Genomic DNA, 20,241 nt, shown 5'->3' on the forward strand with positions numbered 1-20,241 from the left:
AATAATTTTATATTATAATCAATAGTTATGATTTGTGGAATTGATGAAGTTGGACGAGGTTGCATCTTTGGACCTGTTCTTAGTGCAGCTGTTATTTTTAAAGGAAATCCTAATTTTTTAAATGAATTAGATGATTCAAAAAAACTTAAAAAAGCAAAAAGAGAATATCTCTCATCATTAATACTTGAAAACTCATATTATGCGTTTGCAGAAGTATCTAATGAAACCATTGATAAAATCAATATTCATCATGCTTCGCTTCTTGCAATGCAAATTGCATATGAAAAGTTAGACATAAACTGTGATTTGGTACTTGTGGACGGAAAATTTATTCCAAAAATAAAAGCTAAAAAAATTCAAGCAATAATTAAAGGAGATTCTATTATTAATGAAATAAAAGCAGCATCAATCATTGCAAAAGTACAAAGAGACAAATTGATGGATGAATACAATAAAATTTACCCCCTATATGCACTTAACAAAAACAAAGGATATCCAACAAAGGAACATAAAGAGGCAATAAAAAAACATGGAATTTCAAATCTTCACAGAAGAAGTTTTAAGTTCATTTAAATAAAATTTTAATTATCTCCATTTCTAGGTCTTCCTGATAAACGATAATTCCTATCAAAACTAAGATTATTATTTTTAATTCTTTCACTATGGCGGTCAAAATCATTATGATACTCCCTTCTTGCAATCGAATTCTCAGAAATCTTTTTCTTAATTACAGAAATTGCTCTTAACAAATTTGACTCAAATTCTTCAATATTCTCTTCATAAACAAAAACCGAATGTCTCTCAAAATCTCCATTAACATTTCTCTTGCTCTCTACAATATTCAAAAAATAATCACCCTTCCTATTTTCTTTGACATTAAAAAAATAAGTTCTATCAGAATTTGTAAATAACTTATCAGAATATACTTCCCCTCTCTCGCCCATTAATTCCTCCACACAAAAAGTCTTTATATCATGTCAGCTTACACAAAAGTTAACATAATTGTACTTACTAAACAAAAAAAATACTAGCCAAAATTAATAATAAAATTAATTGACATAAAGTGTATTTTTTTATAGAATCAACTCTGTTATTTATGCGTCCTTCGTATAATGGTCAATTACCTTAGCCTTCCAAGCTAATGATGTCGGTTCGATTCCGATAGGACGCTTTTTCAAATAAAATTACAAGTCAGTATATATTTTAATTCAAAATAATATTGGAGATGGCGGGAATTGAACCCGCGTCCTAAAAATAATATCATAAATATCTACAAGCTTAGCTAGTGTTTTCTTTAAGTAATAAGGTTTGGAAAAACTAGCAAACCGCCAAATTACTCTCAAATTTAAAAGTCCCTAAAAATCAACTTGAAATATTTTTAAGCAAGCTTTGATGTCTTAAAAGAGTATAAGCTGAACCTCAAAGCAAAATCCAGCAGAACTCTCTGCTAATTTAAGCAGCCATTACAAGATTTGAACTTGTAAAGTTATTATTTCTTGCATTTATTAAAGAAGTTTTAAGAGATTCCCTCTGCTTGCAATTTATGCTACTAAAGTTTTTAGTCAAATCCAAAACATCCCCTCTAGATTATGTTTTAGAAAAAAGTATAACATAAATGCATTGAAAAAGGCAAAATAATCTAATTTGCAAAACAACATATAAAAGCTTATAATAATCCTAATATTATTAATAAATAATAAAGTGATAAATTGCAAGGAGCCTTTTTGAATAACGAAATTCTATGGTGCATTATGTTAATTTGTACCTATTTAATTCTACTTATTATGTACAAGTTTTTTGGGAAAAAAGGATTATTCGCATGGGTAACATCATCTGTAATTATTGCAAACATTCAAGTTTTAAAGCAAATTACAATATTTGGATTTAATGCCACCCTTGGTAATATTATTTACGCATCATCATATGTTGCAACAGATATTCTATCAGAATTTTATGGTCGCGAAACCTCAAAAAAAGCAGTTTATATTGGATTTATGGGATTTATAGCATTTGCCTTCATCACAAATATTCAACTTTATTTTTCAACAAATAGTTTTGATATATATTTAACAAGCTTAGAAAGTATTTTCTCTTCAATTCCAATTCTATTAGCTGCATCAATTATAGCGTACATAATATCTCAACTAAATGACATATACCTATATCAATTTATTAAAGACAAATTTCCAAAATTCATATTTATACGAAGTAACGGCTCAACATTAGTAAGCGAACTTATAGATACAATAATTTTCGTAAGCATTGCAACATATTTCAATATATTTTCAAAAGAAGCTTACTTAGATATAATAATTTCCACATATCTCATTAAAGGAGCTGCTGGTATCCTCGGAACTCCATTCATCTACATTGCAAAATGTATATATCAAAACAAAAAAACTTCAATATGAGGGTAATATCCGTTTAACTATTACCCATTAATTTGTTATAATTAGCAATATGATAGATATAATTTTATGGATAACTTTACTCGCATTTGTGTACCTACAATTAACATTATTGTACTATCTATTCGGAAAATCGGGTCTTTTTTGTTTTAACATCATTATGACAATACTTTCAAATCTTATTATATTAAAAAAAGTGGTTATATTCGAACAGCAAATGAGCTTATCGGGAATAACATTTCTCTCAATTCTTTGCTCATTAAACCTGATTACAGAAAAATATAATGAGCAATCAGCAATAAAGTCCATAACATTAAACATGCTTATACACATAACTTTTGTAATAATGATGCATTTTACATTACATTTTCAACAAAATGAATTTGATACTTCTAACATACATTTAAAAATATTATTTTACAATGCTTCTTATATTTCAATAATTTTCACTGGAACGTATATTATATATCTATGTAATTATGTTAATATAAAAATATATTCTATACTACAAAAGAATCATGTAAACAATAAATGGATAAATCATAATTTGTCAAGACTATGCTCCTCGTGTATAGCTTACATGTTAGCTAATATTTCAATGCATGTAATAGCACAATTATACCCTGGCAAGAATATTAATATGGTGGAAAGTTCATGGATTTTTACCATCATAATTATGCTCATTGATACTCTAATCTATTATTTCCTAAATACTATGAAAGTCAAAAAAACTTAAGTTCTTCAATAGCCTGATAGTTTTTTATAATTTTTCTATAATAATCAAGTTTTAAAACCAACTTCTCATCTTCATCTAATAAATACCTAATAGAACTTTTTTTTAAACGACTAATCAATGAATAAAAGACTATCGCAACAGCAACAGAAAGATTATAGCTTTGCGTAAAGCCATACATTGGTATTTTTAAATGCAAATCAGCATTTTCTAAGACCGAATGACTAAGTCCTGTTAATTCCGTTCCAAAAAATATTGCCAACTTAGCATCAATTGGAAAATCTTCAAGGGATATAGCCTTATTATCTAAAGATGTAGCTACTATTTTATATCCATTACCCTTCAGATTATCAAATGCAGCCTTAACACATTTATATTTAATTATATCTATCCATTTTGAAGCACCAAGAACAACACCTGGATTTAAAGTATATTTATTATTAGTCTCAATAATATGAATATTACTAAGTCCCAAAATTTCAATTGTACGCATTGTAGCACTTGCATTTTGAGGTTGGAAAATATCTTCAAGAACAAGTGTTAAATAATTTGTTCGATTATTTAGCACTTCATTTATTCTCTCTCGCCTTTTCTGAGTGATAAATTCAGACAGAATTGCTATTCTCTTAAATGTATCATCGCTCACAAAATATAATTTTAGATAAAAAACCAATAAAATCCAATTAAAATGTTAAAAAATAAATTATTTTTTATATAATATTAAAAGTGGAAGTAAAAATCGAAGAATCTTGGAAAGAAATATTAAAAGCTGAATTTTGCAAAGGATATTTCAAAAGACTTGTAAATTTCATAAAAAATGAATATAAAACTAAAAAGGGTAAAATATTTCCACCTCCAAAGTTAATATTCAATGCATTTGATTCTTTGCCATTTAAAGACATAAAAGTAGTAATACTCGGGCAAGATCCGTATCATGGTAAAAGACAGGCTAATGGTTTAGCCTTTTCTGTTAATTCAGATATCAAAATACCTCCATCACTACAAAATATTTTTAAAGAAATAGAGAGAAGTTTAAAAATTCAAACTATTCCAAACGGAGACCTAACACGATGGGCAACGCAAGGCGTATTTTTACTAAATTCAATATTAACAGTAGAAGAAAGCCGTCCATCATCTCACAAAGACATTGGTTGGGAAATTTTTACAAACGAAGTAATAAAAATTATTTCAAAAAACCTAAATAATATTGTGTTTATGTTATGGGGTAATTTTGCAAGAGGAAAAAAAGAATTGATAGATGCATCAAGACATTTAATTCTTGAAACAAGTCATCCATCCCCTTATTCCGCACATAATGGCTTTTTAGGATCAAATCACTTTAGTCAAGCTTTAAGATATCTAAAAGAACACAATAAAAGTCCAATAGACTTTCAATAACACCGACTTGCCTAATAACGCATCAAGCAAGTCATTTAATTATTTTTCTTTATCTGAAGTATCCTCATCAAGAGTATCTTTATCTTGCTTTATGTCATCGTTCCAAAATGTTGAACTTTTTTCATCTATCTTAACATCTCTTAACAAACTATTATCAACTCTTTTGGTATTAATAAAAGACAATGCAATCACAAAAATAAAAAAAAGCGTAATAAAAAATGCTGTAATTCTTATCGCAATATTTGAAGATTTTGCCCCAAAAATAGAAGAACTACCACCTCCAAACACCCCTCCAATACCATCACCTTGTTCATCTTGAAATAACACTAACAAGATAATCATAAATGAAGTAATAATAAAAAAAACAAATATTAAAAATCTAAATAACTCCAAAATAAACCCCTCTATTTGGCCACCTTATTAACTATATTCAAAAATGAATCGGCCTTTAAAGATGCACCACCAATCAACGCTCCATCAATGTCATTTTCCCCCATAAGGCCTCCCACATTATCAACATTAACAGAACCACCATACTGAATAATAATGTCATCTGCTGCTGAGGTTGAATACAATGATTCAATCTCAAGTCTAATTGCCCTGTGAACCTCTTGTGCCTCTTCTTTTGTTGCGGTTTTTCCAGTTCCAATTGCCCACACAGGCTCATAAGCTAAAATTATTCGCTTAAGATCAGATTCAGAAACAGACATTAAGCCTCTTCTAATTTGATTTAAAACAACATCTAAGGTTTTATTATTTTCTCTCTCCGAAAGAGTTTCCCCAATACAAAGAATTAAATATTTAAATGGATGTTTAAGTCCTGCAAGAATTTTCTTATTTATTACTTCATCAGTATCTCCAAGATAAGTCCTACATTCAGAATGACCAAGTATTACGTAATCAACTCCAAATTCTAAAAGCATAGAAGGTGAAATTTCACTTGTTCTTGCTCCACTATTCTCATAAGACATATTTTGAGCACCAAGAAGAACATTACTTCCCTTAGTAACTTCGCAAACTTTACAAAGAGACGTAAATGCGGGTGTTATCATAATCACAACATCATCATTAATATTTTGTACTCCGTCTACAATTTGTTTTGCAACACCTGCAGCCTCTACACTTGTATAGTGCATTTTCCAGTTTCCAGCTAAAAACATCTTTCTCATTTTACTTCTCCAACACTTTTATGCCTGGCAAAATTTTTCCCTCAAGATACTCAAGAGAAGCACCACCCCCTGTTGAAACATGGGTTATTTTTTCAGATAAATTAAACTTATTAACAGCAGCTACTGAATCTCCCCCACCAACAACCGTAATCCCAGAGCAACTAGCCACATATTCTGCAACCTTTGCTGTGCCTTTAGAAAAAGAATCAAACTCAAAAACTCCAAGGGGTCCATTCCAAATCACAGTCTTTGCACTAACCAGAACTTCCTCAATTTTTCTCAAAGTTTTCTCACCAATATCCATTCCAATCTTGCCATCAGGAATATCAATAGCATCAACATACTCAGGAATTGAATCTTCCTTAAATTCACTTGCAACAATATGATCAAGAGGCAAAATAACTTTTACATCTAATTCCTTTGCCTTCTTTAAAAAAGACGCAGCCACATCAATATATTCATTCTCCAAAAGAGATTTCCCAATAGAATGCCCTTCTACCTTTAAAAAGGTATATGCCATTCCACCACCAATTACCATTACATTTGATTTTGGCAAAAGGGATTCTAGTACTGCAATTTTTGAAGAAACTTTTGAACCGCCAATTATTGAAACAAATGGACTTTCAGGATTTTTTAAAATTTTACCCAAAAACTCATCTTCCTTTTCCATTAAAAATCCACCAACGGCTGGTAAATAAGCTGCAAGCCCTGCTGTAGAAGCATGTGCCCTATGAGCAGTTCCAAAAGCATCATTTACAAAAATATCACCATTTTGAGATAATTTTTTTGCAAAATCATTACAATTTTCTTCTTCTTGCCTATAAAACCTTATATTTTCAAGTAAAACAACATCTCCATTCTTCATATTAGAAACAGCAGTTGCTACTTCATCACCTATGCAATCAGGCAGCATCTTAACATCCTGCCCTAATAATTCTGATAATCTTTTAGCAACAGGCATAAGAGAATATTTAAGATTCCTCTCTCCCTTTGGCCTACCCAAATGACTCATAAGAACAACTCTGGCTCCTTGAGACTTAAGATACTCTATCGTAGGTAATGCAGCCCTAATCCTAGTATCATCAGTAATGTTCCCTTCTCTTAAGGGAACATTAAAATCACATCTTACCAAAGCACGCTTACCTGAAAAGTCAAAATCTTTTATCGTTTTTATTGACATTTACAACTACCTCAGGATCATTTTTCTCTTATTTAATTAACTTTTGTGCAAGGTCAACTACTCTTGTAGAATATCCAAATTCATTGTCATACCATGAGAGTACTTTCACAAAACCATTTAACAACACCATTGTCTCAAGGCCATCAACTATTGAGGAATGCGAATTTCCCTTAATATCTGAAGATACTATTGGATCTTCTGTATATCCCAAAATACCACTAAGCTCCCTAGATTCTGATGCTTTCTTAAGTACAGCATTGATCTCTTCTTTTGTAACATCTTTTTTCTTAAGTTGCACTGTAAGGTCAACAATAGAACCTGTTGGTACAGGAACTCTCATAGAAGTACCATTAAGTTTACCCTTAAGCTCAGGCAAAACAAGTCCAACAGCTTTAGCAGCACCTGTTGAAGTAGGAATAATTGAAAGAGCTCCAGCTCGCGCTCGTCTTAGATCAGCATGTGGCAAGTCAAGGATTTTTTGATCATTTGTATAAGCATGGACAGTAGTCATAAGTCCTTGCTCAATCCCAAAAGTTTCATGCAAAACTTTTGCAAGAGGTGCAAGACAGTTTGTTGTGCATGAAGCATTAGAAACAGCTTTCAAATCAGAAGTAATTTCATGATCATTTACACCAAGTACGATTGTCTTAATCTCATCCTTAGCAGGTACTGTCAAAATTACCTTTTTAGCACCGGCATGCTCAACATGATCAAGGTATCCGCCTCTATCACTTGTTGCTGATGAAAAGACACCTGTTGATTCAATTACAACATCAACTCCAAGTTTTCCCCAAGGAAGTTTCTTTGGATCGCGTTCAGCAATAATTCTTATTTCTTTTCCATCTACTACAATTGCTCCATCTCTTGCCTCAACTTTTTTATTATATATTCCAAAAGTTGAATCATACTTTAAAAGATGAGCAAGTGTCTTGGGATCTGTTAAGTCATTTATTGCAACAACTTCAATTCCTCTCTCAAAAGCAATTTTAAAAACATTTCTACCTATACGTCCAAAGCCATTAATAGCTAGCTTCATACAGCTCCTCCATCTATTTTTATTATCTACTAGAATTATTAAATAATAAATTAATTAATCACAAGTGTCAAACTATTTTTTTATAAAAACTGTATATCCTTTTTGAATGTAATCCCTTAAAAGAGCGGGTGATTTCAAAATCCCTCTGGAAATGTAATCGCCAATCTCTTCAATAAAAATCTCACCAAGAATATCCGACTTGCTATAACCAATAAAGCTAGAACTATCACTATTGTACTTTAAAGCCCCCTCTTTAAGAACTAAAAAGATATCACCTTCCTTTACATCATTCACATGACCAAGATTAATGAGAACATCATCTTTCTTAATCTGAAGTATTTCTCCCTTTTTAGGTAAATAATCATTAAAATCTCTAGAGAAAGAACTTAAAATATCACTTAAATACAGCACTCCTCCCGAATTATAGTCAAAAGTCTTAATTTTAATGCCCGTCTTCCCTGAAAAAATATCTACTCTTAAACTAGCCGAATTTTTAAAAACATCTACATCAAGATCAAACATTAAAAATAAATCAAGATTATTACTTCTTGCATAAGAAAATTCTTCAGCAAAACTACTTACCAAGTAATCCTTATTTTTATTATAATCAAATCTATAATTAACCACTTCTACATTTAAATTGCGATCAAGTATCCTCTCAGCATACTTTAAAATTAAATCATTTGCACCAAAAACTTTATTCTCATTTTGAGTAAAAATACCTACCCTATAAACCGTTTGATTATCATAAAGTTTATTTAAATCACCAATGGTCTTATAACCATATCTAAAAAATAAAGAACTCCTAATATCAAATGCAACCACATCATAAAAATCTAAAATTTTAGTATCTGTAACCTTCCTCTGCTCTACCAAATAATAGAGCTCCTCATAAGCCATTACATCTAACTTCATAAACTTATAGATCTTAGCAAGTAAAAACCTAGCACTATCATTATCAGGATAAATATCAATAGCATTCTTTACATTAAATACTGCTCTATCTAAGTCTAAATTTTTAAAAGCCTTAAATCCATCATTTTCATATCTTTTAGAAATTTCCATATTAGTACCACTATTTTTTTGAAACGAACTCCTAAAATTAGATACAAAAAAACTTTCCTCAAGAGCTATATTATAAAATTCCAAATCCTTTTTCATACTTTTGGCTCTCTCTAGGTTTAAAACGGCTTTATCTATCTTCCCAAGCTTCAAATAAGAATAGCCAAGCAAATAATAAAGTTCATCTAAATTTTGATCAACAAGTATTGCCTTTTGAAGAACATCAGCTGCATCTTCATATTTAGACTGATATAAGTAAACAAGAGCAAGTAAACGGTAAGCATCAACAAGTCCAAAATCTTTATAAGTAGTTTTTACTAACATTAAATAATTTTGAGCATATTTCTCAGCAACTCCTAAACTATTAGTCTTAATAGAAAATTCTGCCACCCTTTTATGAAAATCTGGCAAAGAAGTAAAATTACCCCTCACTTTGTTTATTAAATGCTGTGCCTTATCATTCATGTTTAATTTCTCATAAATGCTCATTAGATGCTCAAACGCATTATAATTTGTCTGATTATACTCAAGAATAGATAGATAATAATTAGCAGCCGCAACAAATAAACCTTCTTCCTCAAAGATTGAGGCAAGCCCCACTAAAGCATCAATATTGTTTTTTTGTTTAGCTAAAACTTCTGAATAAAATTTCTTAGCCTGCGTTGTTCCATTATTTTTAAGCAATATATTTGCATAAAGAATTTTATATTCAGTATCACCATTTGACATTTTGTAGGCCTTCTCTATAAAAAATTGAGCCTGATTATATATCTTTAATTGATAATAAATTTCTGCTATAAACTTATATGCCTCATAATAATTAGGATTAATTTTCACAGCTTCAAGAAGCTCGTCAATAGCATCATAATACTTTTGCATAATATAATATGTTTGCGCCTTTTGATAATACTCGATTGCAGTTGTAGTAGCACCTATTAAACTCCCAAAATTTAAATTAAAAATCAAAAGAATTGTCAAAAATCTCTTCAAATTCATAAACTTTCCTTCTGGGAAATTTTTATTACTTTAATATTTCTTTGATGCATATTTTTAATGGTAAATGTCAAATTATTATATTTTATATTCTCATTTTTCAAAGGAATTCTTCCAAATAGATCGTAAACAAATCCCCCAAGAGTATCAAAATCCCCATCTGGAAGACTCAGTCCAAGTTTTTCATTTAAATCTTCAATTAAAACTCTAGCAGTACAAAGATAACTTCCATCATCAAGGGGCACTATCTCATCAAGTTCATTATCAAACTCATCTTGAATATCCCCCACAATCTCCTCAAGAATATCTTCAAGTGTAACAAGACCTGAAACTCCTCCATATTCATCAACTACAATAGCAATATGAACATGATTCTCTTGGAACTCTTTTAAGAGTGAATCAATTTTCTTGCTCTCAGGAACAAACATAACCTTTCGCATAATATCCCTTAGATCTATTTCATAAAAATCTTTTTTCCACATATGCAAAAGTATATCTTTCGTATGGATTATCCCAATAATATCATCTATTGTTTCCCTATAAACGGGAAATCTTGAATGATTACTAGATGTTACAACTTTTAAAATTTCATCTTTGCTTACAGAATAATCAACAAAAACTACACTTATTCTTGGAATCATAATTTCTTTCACAATTGTTTCTTTAAGAGAATTAAAATTCTTAAGCAAAGATGTTTCAAATCTCGACTTTTCCTCAATATTCTTATCATCATCCCTTTTTATTTTTTTATTTTTAAAACTCAAAAACTTGAACATCAAAATACCCTTCTGGTTTCTCTTAAAACTTTTTCCTGAATAACTAACATCTCCTCATTTTGAAAGTCATTTGTCTCATGAGTATATCCTATTAAATGCAAAATACCATGTATAGTATTTCTTTGAAGCTCATCGTACATTTCAACATTAAATTCCAAAGAACTAAACTCTAAGTATTCAAGCGATATTATAAGATCGCCTTGTATTTTATGATTTATTTGTCCATTCTCTTCAAGATAATTAAAAGATAGAACATCAGTAGGCTCGGATTTCTGTCTAAATGCACTATTTAACTTCTGAATGTACTCATTGTTGCACAGGACAACAGAAAGTTCATATTCTTCAATACAAAGAAAATTTAGAACAGATAAAATAAAATTATAATAAGCATCCCAATGTTTAAACTCAACACCCTCTGCCCATAAATTTAACTCTTCTTTTATCAATTCACTATATCCTAGAACAATTATAACTTAAAAAAATATTATATAAACAGACAAGATTTCAATTTTTTATTAAAACCCTTTATACATACTAAACTTTAAATAAATCTTTAATTGCATCTTCAAAAGAATCTTTTTGAATAAAACCAACAGAAACCTTTGGTTTGCCTCCAACAGGCACAAAAATAATGGTAGGAAGACTTTGAACACCAAGCACCATAGAAACTTCCTGCTCCTTATCAGTATCGACTTTATAAAAATCAATCTTATCTCCATATTCTTTTGAAAGTTCATCATAAATCGGAGCAAGCATTTTGCATGGACCACACCAATCAGCATAAAAATCAATTATTGCAGGTTTTTTACCCTTAAAATCCCATTCTTTATTATTTTTATAATCAAAAACCTTATCGATAAATTCCTGCTTAGTCAAACTAATTACCATATTTTCTCCTAATTCAATCGATTTTTAATTATAACATAAATACAATATAATTAATAAGGAATTAGATACAGGAATGAACTTGATATTAATAAACCCAGATGAATTTGAAAATGGACTTATGCTCAATGACTTAAGAGTAAAACACATTAATGAAATATTAAAACTTAAAAATAATGAGACATTTAAATTTGGCATTCTTGGAGAAGAACACATTTACTCATGCATATACCAAAAAGATACAAAGCTTTTTTTTAAAAAACATCATAAAATAGCAAAATCAAATAAGCTAAAAAAGTTAAAAGTAATAATTGGTTTAGTACGGCCAATTGCAGCAAAAAGAATAATCACACACCTTGGAAGCATTGGGATATCTGAAATTATTTTTTTTAATGCTTTACTTAGTGAAAAATCCTATTCATGTTCCAAGCTCTTTAAAAAAAAAGAATATGAAAAATATCTAATAGAAGGTGCTATGCAAGGTGGAATTACCTACATACCAAAAGTCAACATTATTAACAATCTCATAGAAGTTCTAAACAATACAGAATATGATAAATCTGATACCACAAAAATATTACTTGAGAGAGAAAGCAAGAACAAATTAGTTGATCTAAATATAGAAACAAAGAATACCGTTGTTATTATCGGGCCAGAGAGAGGATTTATAACAAAAGAAATAAATTTAATCAAAGAATATGATTTTAATGCATATAACATTTCATCAAATATTTTAAGAACAGAAACAGCTACAATCGTAGCATCCACTATTATCACATCAAAAATGAATAGTAAATAATACTTTTAAGAAACATTCAAGTTAAATTCAGCACTCAATTTACTACTGTCTGATTCACAAGCCTATCATAAATATAAAGTTCAATTATCGAACCTTTTAATGCTTCATACGGCAATTTAATAAGTCCGCCCCTAGATCTAAAAGAATAAAGTAAAGAACTATTTCCATTAGAATCCTTTACTTTAACCATTATATCTACACTAGATGGATATATATCTAATTTATAAGTCAAGATCCCAAAAATACCTGTACCATTATTTTTTGGTTCATTAATAGTAATTGTTAATTTATCTAAATTTTCGACCTTACTACCGGGAGATAAAGATTGAAAAATAACACTTCCAAAATCACTCCCAGTTGACAAATTCACATCAAAATTAATTTCATCATTTAAAAGAGAAATAATCGCATCTTTATAATAAAGTCCAACATAATTTTTTACATATCTAGTAGGGGCTTCTTCTTGACCCTTACTTACTAAAAATTGAAGGTCAACTAAACTTGCAATCTTAGTACCTGGAGATGGTTCCTGCCGGATTATTGTCCCCTTTGAAAGGGTGCTCTCAATTTCAATGGGTTTTAACAAATGATAAAGTATCCTATTATTGTTAATTGAATTAGCTTTTAAATTAATAAGCACATCATCAATATTTTTTCCAATAAAATTATCAACCTTATTGATCACAGCCCCTTTACTAATAAAGATCTTAACCTTACTATCAAGCCTTAAAACAGTACCTGCCTTAGGACTTTGATCTATTACCTTCCCCTTATCAAGAGAGGTTGATGAAAATTTAAGCTCAACATAAGGAATAAGCTCTTTATCTTGAAGCTCAGTAATTGCATCTTCAATATAAAGTCCACTAAGATTTGGAACAACAACAATATCACTGCCCTTTAAAAAAATAAAAAATATCGCACACGAAATAATTAAAGAACCAAAAATAGTAAGTACTAAACCATTAGCTACATGCTTGGGCAAAGTGGGAATTTTGCTATCAAAATTTAAGTCATGTTCATGCAAATTATTCCTATTATTTAGATTTTTACTATCTAAAAACAATTTATTATGTGGTAGTTTATTATCACTCAATACTATATCATCTCCTTATGTTTAATCTTTAAGAAAAAATTTTACCTATTAAATCTCTATTTCCATTATAAAAAGACTTATAATCCATAACCTTTCTCCCAGCTCTTTGGAGCTCTAATAGCAATAAAATTCCATCTCCCGTCTTAACCAAAATACCTCTACTAGGATCAAACAAAATAATTTTTCCTATTGCTTGATCACTATAATCATTAGTCCTTATAAAATCAGCTCTATGAAAAATAATTTCATCATCATCAAGCTTAGCTCTTGCAAGTGGCCAAGGATTGCACGCATTAATCTTATTCTTAATCTCAAATGCACTCAAATTAAAATCAAGAATTCTATGTTGCTTATTGAAAAAAGAACAATATGTTGCCTGTCTTGAATCTTGCTCAATTCCAATATTTCCTTTATCTAGTTTACTTAAAGCTTCCAAAACAAGATTAAAGCTATTTAAAGAAACATACCTGAAAATATCAGCACTTGTATTAAAGCTTTTTATTTCAAACTGACTCTGTGATAAAATATTACCACTATCCATCTCTAAAGCCATTTTTTGCACAGTAATCCCACCAACAGTATCACCATTTAAAATAGCGGTTTGAATAGGAGAAGGTCCTCTATACTTTGGCAAAAGAGAGGGGTGAACATTAATACAACCCATTGGAAAAATATCCAGAAATTCTTGCCTAAATATCTTTCCATAAGAAAAAACCAACATAAGATCAGGATTTAACCTCTTAACTATTTCTACTACATCGGAATTAAGTACAACAGGATCTAAAACAGTAATATTCCTATTAGTAGCTTCCACCTTAATGTCATTGGCTCTTAAAAAAAGACCGCGGCCACTAGGCTTATCAGGTGCAGTTAGCACACCAACTACATTATGCTGGTCTGCGACTTTCTTTAAAACCTCTAAAGCAATACTCTCAGAACTTGCAAAAAAAATCCTCAAGTCTTAACAAGCCTCCTTCCTTTCATATAAGGCTTCAACAATTTATTCCTAAGTTTATCTTCATAATAATCAATAAAAAGCACGCCTTTTAAATGATCCATCTCATGCTGAACAACCCTAGCTAAAAGACTTGAACTTTCAATCTTAAAAAACTTACCATTCTCATCATAAGCCTCAACCGTAATAGATTTAGGCCTTAAGAGATCATAATAAACTCCAGGAATACTCAAACAACCTTCTTTATAAACACTAAGTTCAAAAGAAGTTTCCGTTATCAAAGGATTAATAAAAACTAAAGGTTTAGACATTACATTTTCTCTAACCACAAAAATAGACAAATCGAGCCCTACTTGAGGAGCCGCTAAACCAACACCCTTATTAATATCCATTAAATTTACCATTTTAAAAGCAATATTTCTAAGTTCATCATCAATATTTAAAACTGCTTTTGTCTTTACTCGCAGTAAATCATCAGGATAAAAAACTATTTCCATAAAACCCTCAAAAAAATTTAAACTCAAACTATGACTTTATCTGTCCAAAAAGCTTCCATTCCTCGTTCTCTGCTTCTGAGAAATAAATACTACCTTTCCTAGACTTAGGAAAAGCGTAAAGTTTACCCTCTTTTTCATCTTTAAATACTAAAAACTCCTTAAGCTCTATTTTTGAAGGAAGAAGTTTTTTGTCTTGACCATTCATTCTGAATCTCCAATGGCCATCCAATGTTTTATAAAAAAAAACCTTGTCATCAAGAGTATTAATTTCATAATTATTCTTTTTCTGCACAATATCATCTAATTTAAAAACTCCTAAAGCATAATTTAAAAACTCTTGATTGCACTGAACAGTATCTTTAATAGAACCAACATACGCGGCCTTAATTTGTTCACTCTTAGAATCAACAAAAAATAAGGTAGGGCTTCTTTTCAAATTAATCTCACCAAAAATTTCATTATTCACATCAATAATTAAAAAAACATTGTTCTTAGCAATAGCTTTAAGAATTTTATCATCTTCAAACGACTTCAAAAAATCCTTTATCAAATTATCTTTAATATCTCTTCCAACCAATATTAAAACATTTTTACGTAAATTTCGTGCCTCATCTATAGCCTCCTTATAAGAATTGTGAAAAATAACATCCGATGAAAGCGAAAATAAATGCACAAAACCAAAAGCAATAAATATTATAAATAAGCTTAAAAATCTCATATCTTGCTAGTTAATATCTCTAAAAACTTCAGCTCGTCACCACTAAGATATTCTTTTAAACTAAAATACACAAATTCATGATAACTATTAATATAATCTAATTCATCCTTTGAAAGCATTTCAGTAACTATTAATTCTTTTTCAAAAGGCACAAGGGTTAAATTTTCAAACTCCAAAAAAGTTCCAAACTCATTTGAATAACTCTGCTTCACAAAAACTAAATTTTCAGTTCTAATTCCATATTGAGACTCTCGATAAATCCCAGGCTCAATCGAAGTAATCTCAGAACCTTTAAAAGCATAAGCAGACAAAGGACTAATAGAAACAGGAAGTTCGTGAACATTAAGAAAAAATCCTACCCCATGACCCGTTCCATGGGAAAAATTTAATCCTTGCTTAAGCAAAGGAAATCGAGCAATCCCATCAAGAGAAGCACCTGAAATCCCAAATGGAAATTTTAAAGACGCAAGCGCAATAAAAGACTTAAGGACTAAAGTATAATCTTCTCTCTCTTTACAAGACGCTTCCCCAATTAAAATAGTCCTTGTAACATCTGTTGTACCAAGTCCAAGGTAAGAACCTCCAGAATCTATTAAAAGCAATCCAGCGCCATCAAGGTTCTTAGCTCCTTTTTTAGGTTTATAATGAGGTAATGCTGAATTTTCCTTAAATCCAACTATCGAATCAAAACTAGAACTAAAAAATTCATCTCTTGCTGCCCTAAAATTTAACAGCATATCTGCAACATCAACCTCATCTAATCTAGATAACTCATCCTTGCTCAAACTCTTAAATTCATACAAAAATTTAATTAAACTCACAGCATCAATAATATGAGCCTCTTTCATCTTGCTAATCTCATAATCAGATTTTATTGCCTTCAGTTCATTAACAACACTCTGCCCAAGTACTGCATTTGGCTTGCCAATAGCTTCCAATATCTTCACATTACTTTCAACTGGTATAAAAAATTTTCCTTCATGATTAATCTCTGCTAAAAACGAATAAAAATTACCATAATCTTCAATCTCAAAACTTTCAGTCTCAAGTCTCTCTCTTAAATCAGAATCAAGTTTATCAACATTAACAAAGAGAACATTCTTATATCTTTCACTTCTAGCAATAAATAAAAAAGCGTAAAACAAAGCCGATGATTCAATATCTAAACCTCTTAAATTTAAAAGCCAAGCTATTTCATCCAGAGAGCTTACAATACAAAAATCAATTGCCTTTTCTTCTAATCTTGCATTAACTCTATCGAGTTTATCTGTTCTTTTATCGTTTTTTTGAGCCTCACTCAATTCAAATATTTTACTACCTTCCAAGACAGGTCTACCTTGCCAAATTTTAGAAACTAAATCTTCATGCAAGATCTCAATCTCTGTATGTCTACAATTTTTAATCAAATCGTTATAAAGCTTTATACTAACATCTTCAGCATAAATTCCAAGCCTTAAGCCCTTAAGATTTGTATTTATGTAACTAAAAATATCCGGATACCCCTTAACTCCAAGCTTCATCAATTTAAACTCAGTTCCTTCAAGTTCACTTGATGCCTGTAAAAAATACCTACCATCTGTAAAAAGCACTGCATCTGTTTCTGTAACAATCACCGTCCCAGCACTTCCTGTAAATCCTGTAATAAATTCACGAACATTAAATCTAACATGAGAATATTCACTCATATGTGGATCATAGCTTGCTATCAAATATGCATCTATCTCGCTCTTCCTCATCAAATTTCTCAAAGATAATATTTTTGTACTAATTTCCATATAAGCAAGCTCCTTAGACTTTAAAAAGTAACTTTTATTTGATTATAACAAATAATTCAATTTTAAAAAATTTCCTTATTTGTTATAATCAAACTTAATAGAAAAAAAAGGAAAAAAGTATGAAAAATATTAAGGCTGTTGTTTCTGATCTTGATGGCACACTTCTGCTCTCAAATATCCAAATAGGGGCTTTTAGTGAGCTTGTAATAACAAAACTAATTAAAGAAAACAAGAAGTTTATTATTGCAACAGGAAGAAGTAAAAATGAAATAATACCTCTTATAGAGAACTTAAGCTCACATGTTTCATTTTTTATAACATTAAATGGAGCAAGAGTCTACAATAACCAATGGCAATTAATAAGCAGGTATGATCTCTCTTCTGAGATTGTAAATGAGATTTTAAACCTCAGAGAAAGCAAATACAAGGACATACCTCATTTTTTACAAAAATCTGAAGATATAGACGAAAAGCTTTACGCTGACAACATCACTAAGAATGCCATTAATAATATGTTTGAAAAACATGAACTATTAAGAAAACACAAATACATAGAACATGAGCTAAAAGATATAAGCATAAAGTACCATGAAATCAATAACTTTAGAGAATTTAAAAATTTTAACAATATAGCAAAGATTCTATTGTTGCATCATGAAGAAGCACAACTAATAAAATATGAAGCAATAATTTTAGAAAAATATAGAAAAGAAATAAATGCTTATTTATCGACACCACATTCACTTGAGATTGTTAACAGCAGAGTTTCAAAGGGAAATGCATTAAAAGATGTTCTTCAAAGCATCAACATTAATTTAAATGAAGTAATTGCCTTCGGAGATGGGTTTAATGATGTTGACATGCTAGAAAATGTAAAAAAAGGATTATTAATGGGTAATGCAAATTATAGATTAAAGAAAATGCTATCGTATTTAGAAATAATAGACACTAATGACAATGAAGCTGTTGCACATTACATTAATGACAACATTTTAGAAGACCCTGTATAGCAAGGATATAATATGAAGAAAGACTTAATAAAATATGCAGAGCTCATTATATTAAAAGGAATCAACTTGCAAAAAAATCAATGCGTGCTCATTACAGGTTCAATTGAAAATTATGAATTTTTAAGAATTCTGGCACAAAAAGCTTATGAACATGGAGCAAAATATGTAGAATTAAACATTGAAGACGCTGATATTTTAAAAACTAGATTAAAATCATCACCAGAAGATCTCTTAGAGTTTATTCCAGATTTTAAGCATAAATTTTTTGAAGAAATGGTAAATGAAAAATGGGCAAAGATACGAATTGATAACACAGAAAATTTAGACGCATTAAAAGATAATGACAGTAAAAAAATATCAAAATACTTTAAGGCACTAAGTCTAGCATCAAAAAAATTTTCAAGTGCAATAATGAATAACGAATTAGCATGGTGTACGGTTTGTGCTCCCGGGCCAAAATGGGCTGCAAAAGTCCTAAATAAACCTGAATGTCAAAAAACATTAGAAGAATTTTTTGACATTCAAAAAAAAATCATGTTACTCGACTCAGAAAATCCAATAAAGGCCTGGGAAGATCATGGAAAAAAACTTCATCAAAGATGTGAAATCCTAAATAAACTCAAATTAGAAAAAATGATCTTTAAAAATAAGAAAACAAATCTAGAAATATACCTTCTAGAAAATTCTATTTGGACAGGAGGAAGTGAAAAAGTAAAAGGAACAGATATTGAATTTAATGCTAATATGCCTACTCAGGAAGTTTTTACAACTCCAAACTATAAAAAAACAAATGGAATCATGCATGTCACCCGTCCAATAACGGTACTTGGAAACCTAATAACCGGAATATGGTTAGAATTCAGAGAAGGAAAAGTAATCAACTTTGGATGTGATGATGATCAATCAAGAAACATATTAAAAAGACATATAGAAACTGACATACAAGCACAATATATAGGTGAAGTTGCACTAGTAGACAATAGCTCTCCAATATATCAAAGCGGGCTCACGTTTTACAGCATACTATACGATGAAAATGCAAGTTGCCACATTGCCCTAGGCAATGCCTATCCCTCTTGTTTAAGCAATGAACAAGAACTTAAGAGTGATGATGCAAAATTAGATTACGGCTGTAATGTCTCTTTAATTCATACAGACTTTATGATTGGCAGTAATGACATAAATGTTATTGGCATTGACAAATCAGATAAAGAACATACAATAATACGAAATGGACAATTCGTAATATAAAACGGAGTAATCAAATCATGATAAAAGAGTTATTCATAAATGACCTTTTCTTATCTTGTTTCGTTTCAGGCATTGTTGCACAAATGATTAAATATATTATTCAAGCAATGAAGACAAAAAAAATAAAACTAAATCCAAAATATCTTTTAAAAAGCATATTCTTAGAAACAGGGGGCATGCCTAGCAGCCACTCTTCAACAGTAACAGCTCTTGCAACATCAATATTAATAACAGAAGGAATAAATACTAATTTTATTATTGCTCTGGCTTTTGCATTAATAACAATAAGAGATTCATTTGGAGTTAGGTACATGGCAGGGGTTCAAGCAGAATACCTAAACACTTTGTCAGAACAATTAAAAATGAAAGTCAAAATTGAACCTTTAAAAATCAAAGTGGTGAAGGGGCACAAAAAAAAGGAAGTATTTACAGGAATACTTATTGGAATAATTTCTGCATGGACAATATGTAATCGAATAATATAAACAACAAATTAAAAGGGA

At 30.1% G+C, this 20,241-nt stretch carries 23 protein-coding genes, 1 tRNA gene and 1 other RNA gene; 9 read left to right on the forward strand and 16 right to left on the reverse strand.

What is annotated here, in order from left to right; genetic code table 11:
• The first annotated feature begins 27 nt into the window (after window positions 1-27).
• Window positions 28-573, forward strand: coding sequence for a ribonuclease HII (locus bhDAH_RS00225; protein ID WP_012421827.1), 546 nt, complete (start codon window positions 28-30; stop codon window positions 571-573).
• 8 nt (window positions 574-581) lie between these two features.
• Here bhDAH_RS00225 and bhDAH_RS00230 read toward each other — a convergent pair whose 3' ends face one another.
• Window positions 582-944, reverse strand: coding sequence for a DUF3276 family protein (locus bhDAH_RS00230; RefSeq protein WP_025406192.1), 363 nt, complete (start codon window positions 942-944; stop codon window positions 582-584).
• A gap of 154 nt (window positions 945-1,098) precedes the next feature.
• Here bhDAH_RS00230 and bhDAH_RS00235 point away from each other — a divergent pair.
• Window positions 1,099-1,171, forward strand: a tRNA-Gly gene (locus bhDAH_RS00235).
• Between the two features lie 46 nt (window positions 1,172-1,217).
• Here bhDAH_RS00235 and ssrA read toward each other — a convergent pair.
• Window positions 1,218-1,581: a transfer-messenger RNA gene (ssrA, locus tag bhDAH_RS00240) on the reverse strand.
• Window positions 1,582-1,724: 143 nt separating this feature from the next.
• Here ssrA and bhDAH_RS00245 point away from each other — a divergent pair.
• Window positions 1,725-2,411, forward strand: coding sequence for a queuosine precursor transporter (locus bhDAH_RS00245; RefSeq protein WP_043924376.1), 687 nt, complete (start codon window positions 1,725-1,727; stop codon window positions 2,409-2,411).
• Window positions 2,412-2,460: 49 nt separating this feature from the next.
• Window positions 2,461-3,144, forward strand: coding sequence for a queuosine precursor transporter (locus bhDAH_RS00250; RefSeq protein ID WP_012421830.1), 684 nt, complete (start codon window positions 2,461-2,463; stop codon window positions 3,142-3,144).
• Here bhDAH_RS00250 and bhDAH_RS00255 read toward each other — a convergent pair.
• Entirely contained in the window at window positions 3,131-3,787 is a 657-nt protein-coding gene (locus bhDAH_RS00255; RefSeq protein ID WP_043924511.1) for a TrmH family RNA methyltransferase, read from the reverse strand. The genes bhDAH_RS00250 and bhDAH_RS00255 overlap by 14 nt on opposite strands.
• Before the next feature lie 80 nt (window positions 3,788-3,867).
• On the opposite strand from bhDAH_RS00255, the gene ung reads away from it, so the two are divergent.
• The gene (gene ung, locus bhDAH_RS00260) at window positions 3,868-4,539 is read left to right on the forward strand and encodes a uracil-DNA glycosylase (RefSeq protein ID WP_012421832.1); all 672 of its coding nucleotides are present in this window, start codon (window positions 3,868-3,870) and stop codon (window positions 4,537-4,539) included.
• 39 nt (window positions 4,540-4,578) lie between these two features.
• On the opposite strand, the gene secG is transcribed toward ung, so the two are convergent.
• The 8 genes from secG to trxA all read right to left on the reverse strand — a co-directional run bounded on the left by secG (window position 4,579) and on the right by trxA (window position 11,643).
• A complete protein-coding gene (gene secG / locus bhDAH_RS00265) occupies window positions 4,579-4,932 on the reverse strand; it encodes a preprotein translocase subunit SecG (protein ID WP_012421833.1) in 354 nt (117 codons plus the stop codon).
• Between the two features lie 11 nt (window positions 4,933-4,943).
• A complete protein-coding gene (tpiA, locus tag bhDAH_RS00270) occupies window positions 4,944-5,708 on the reverse strand; it encodes a triose-phosphate isomerase (RefSeq protein ID WP_012421834.1) in 765 nt (254 codons plus the stop codon).
• A gap of 1 nt (window position 5,709) precedes the next feature.
• Window positions 5,710-6,888 (reverse strand): phosphoglycerate kinase, encoded by a 1,179-nt coding sequence (locus bhDAH_RS00275; protein WP_012421835.1) that lies wholly within the window; start codon window positions 6,886-6,888, stop codon window positions 5,710-5,712.
• A gap of 28 nt (window positions 6,889-6,916) precedes the next feature.
• Window positions 6,917-7,924 (reverse strand): type I glyceraldehyde-3-phosphate dehydrogenase, encoded by a 1,008-nt coding sequence (gene gap / locus bhDAH_RS00280; protein ID WP_012421836.1) that lies wholly within the window; start codon window positions 7,922-7,924, stop codon window positions 6,917-6,919.
• 72 nt (window positions 7,925-7,996) lie between these two features.
• The gene (locus tag bhDAH_RS00285; RefSeq protein ID WP_012421837.1) at window positions 7,997-9,982 is read right to left on the reverse strand and encodes a tetratricopeptide repeat protein; all 1,986 of its coding nucleotides are present in this window, start codon (window positions 9,980-9,982) and stop codon (window positions 7,997-7,999) included.
• Window positions 9,979-10,755 carry a hemolysin family protein gene (locus bhDAH_RS00290; protein WP_043924377.1) on the reverse strand — a complete coding sequence of 259 codons (777 nt, stop codon included), beginning with the start codon at window positions 10,753-10,755 and terminating at the stop codon, window positions 9,979-9,981. Before bhDAH_RS00290 ends, bhDAH_RS00285 begins: the two co-directional genes overlap by 4 nt.
• Window positions 10,755-11,201: an rRNA maturation RNase YbeY gene (ybeY, locus tag bhDAH_RS00295; protein ID WP_012421839.1), complete on the reverse strand. Its 447-nt coding sequence runs from the start codon at window positions 11,199-11,201 to the stop codon at window positions 10,755-10,757. The genes bhDAH_RS00290 and ybeY overlap by 1 nt, the downstream gene beginning before the upstream one ends.
• Before the next feature lie 88 nt (window positions 11,202-11,289).
• Window positions 11,290-11,643 carry a thioredoxin gene (trxA, locus tag bhDAH_RS00300; RefSeq protein ID WP_012421840.1) on the reverse strand — a complete coding sequence of 118 codons (354 nt, stop codon included), beginning with the start codon at window positions 11,641-11,643 and terminating at the stop codon, window positions 11,290-11,292.
• Between the two features lie 73 nt (window positions 11,644-11,716).
• Here trxA and bhDAH_RS00305 point away from each other — a divergent pair, with 73 nt between their 5' ends.
• Window positions 11,717-12,439, forward strand: coding sequence for a 16S rRNA (uracil(1498)-N(3))-methyltransferase (locus bhDAH_RS00305; RefSeq protein ID WP_012421841.1), 723 nt, complete (start codon window positions 11,717-11,719; stop codon window positions 12,437-12,439).
• Between the two features lie 34 nt (window positions 12,440-12,473).
• On the opposite strand, the gene bhDAH_RS00310 is transcribed toward bhDAH_RS00305, so the two are convergent.
• Genes bhDAH_RS00310 through bhDAH_RS00330 form a run of 5 tightly spaced genes read right to left on the reverse strand, consistent with a single transcriptional unit; the run spans window position 12,474 to window position 17,477 of the window.
• Window positions 12,474-13,532, reverse strand: coding sequence for a PASTA domain-containing protein (locus bhDAH_RS00310; protein WP_012421842.1), 1,059 nt, complete (start codon window positions 13,530-13,532; stop codon window positions 12,474-12,476).
• A 28-nt stretch (window positions 13,533-13,560) separates the two neighbouring features.
• Window positions 13,561-14,490, reverse strand: coding sequence for a methionyl-tRNA formyltransferase (fmt, locus tag bhDAH_RS00315; protein ID WP_012421843.1), 930 nt, complete (start codon window positions 14,488-14,490; stop codon window positions 13,561-13,563).
• Entirely contained in the window at window positions 14,487-14,984 is a 498-nt protein-coding gene (def, locus tag bhDAH_RS00320; protein WP_025406207.1) for a peptide deformylase, read from the reverse strand. The genes fmt and def overlap by 4 nt, the downstream gene beginning before the upstream one ends.
• 28 nt (window positions 14,985-15,012) lie before the next feature.
• Entirely contained in the window at window positions 15,013-15,702 is a 690-nt protein-coding gene (locus tag bhDAH_RS00325) for a hypothetical protein (RefSeq protein WP_012421845.1), read from the reverse strand.
• Window positions 15,699-17,477, reverse strand: coding sequence for an aminopeptidase P family protein (locus tag bhDAH_RS00330; RefSeq protein WP_012421846.1), 1,779 nt, complete (start codon window positions 17,475-17,477; stop codon window positions 15,699-15,701). The genes bhDAH_RS00325 and bhDAH_RS00330 overlap by 4 nt, the downstream gene beginning before the upstream one ends.
• A 119-nt stretch (window positions 17,478-17,596) precedes the next feature.
• Here bhDAH_RS00330 and bhDAH_RS00335 point away from each other — a divergent pair, with 119 nt between their 5' ends.
• Genes bhDAH_RS00335 through bhDAH_RS00345 form a run of 3 tightly spaced genes read left to right on the forward strand, consistent with a single transcriptional unit; the run spans window position 17,597 to window position 20,223 of the window.
• Window positions 17,597-18,487, forward strand: a complete 891-nt coding sequence (locus bhDAH_RS00335; protein WP_012421847.1) for an HAD family hydrolase — start codon at window positions 17,597-17,599, stop codon at window positions 18,485-18,487.
• 12 nt (window positions 18,488-18,499) lie between these two features.
• Window positions 18,500-19,738, forward strand: a complete 1,239-nt coding sequence (locus bhDAH_RS00340) for an aminopeptidase (RefSeq protein WP_012421848.1) — start codon at window positions 18,500-18,502, stop codon at window positions 19,736-19,738.
• A 17-nt stretch (window positions 19,739-19,755) separates the two neighbouring features.
• Window positions 19,756-20,223, forward strand: a complete 468-nt coding sequence (locus bhDAH_RS00345) for a divergent PAP2 family protein (protein ID WP_012421849.1) — start codon at window positions 19,756-19,758, stop codon at window positions 20,221-20,223.
• Window positions 20,224-20,241 lie beyond the last annotated feature (18 nt).

Source organism: Borrelia hermsii DAH (assembly GCF_023035675.1).
In the GTDB taxonomy this organism is placed as follows: domain Bacteria; phylum Spirochaetota; class Spirochaetia; order Borreliales; family Borreliaceae; genus Borrelia; species Borrelia hermsii.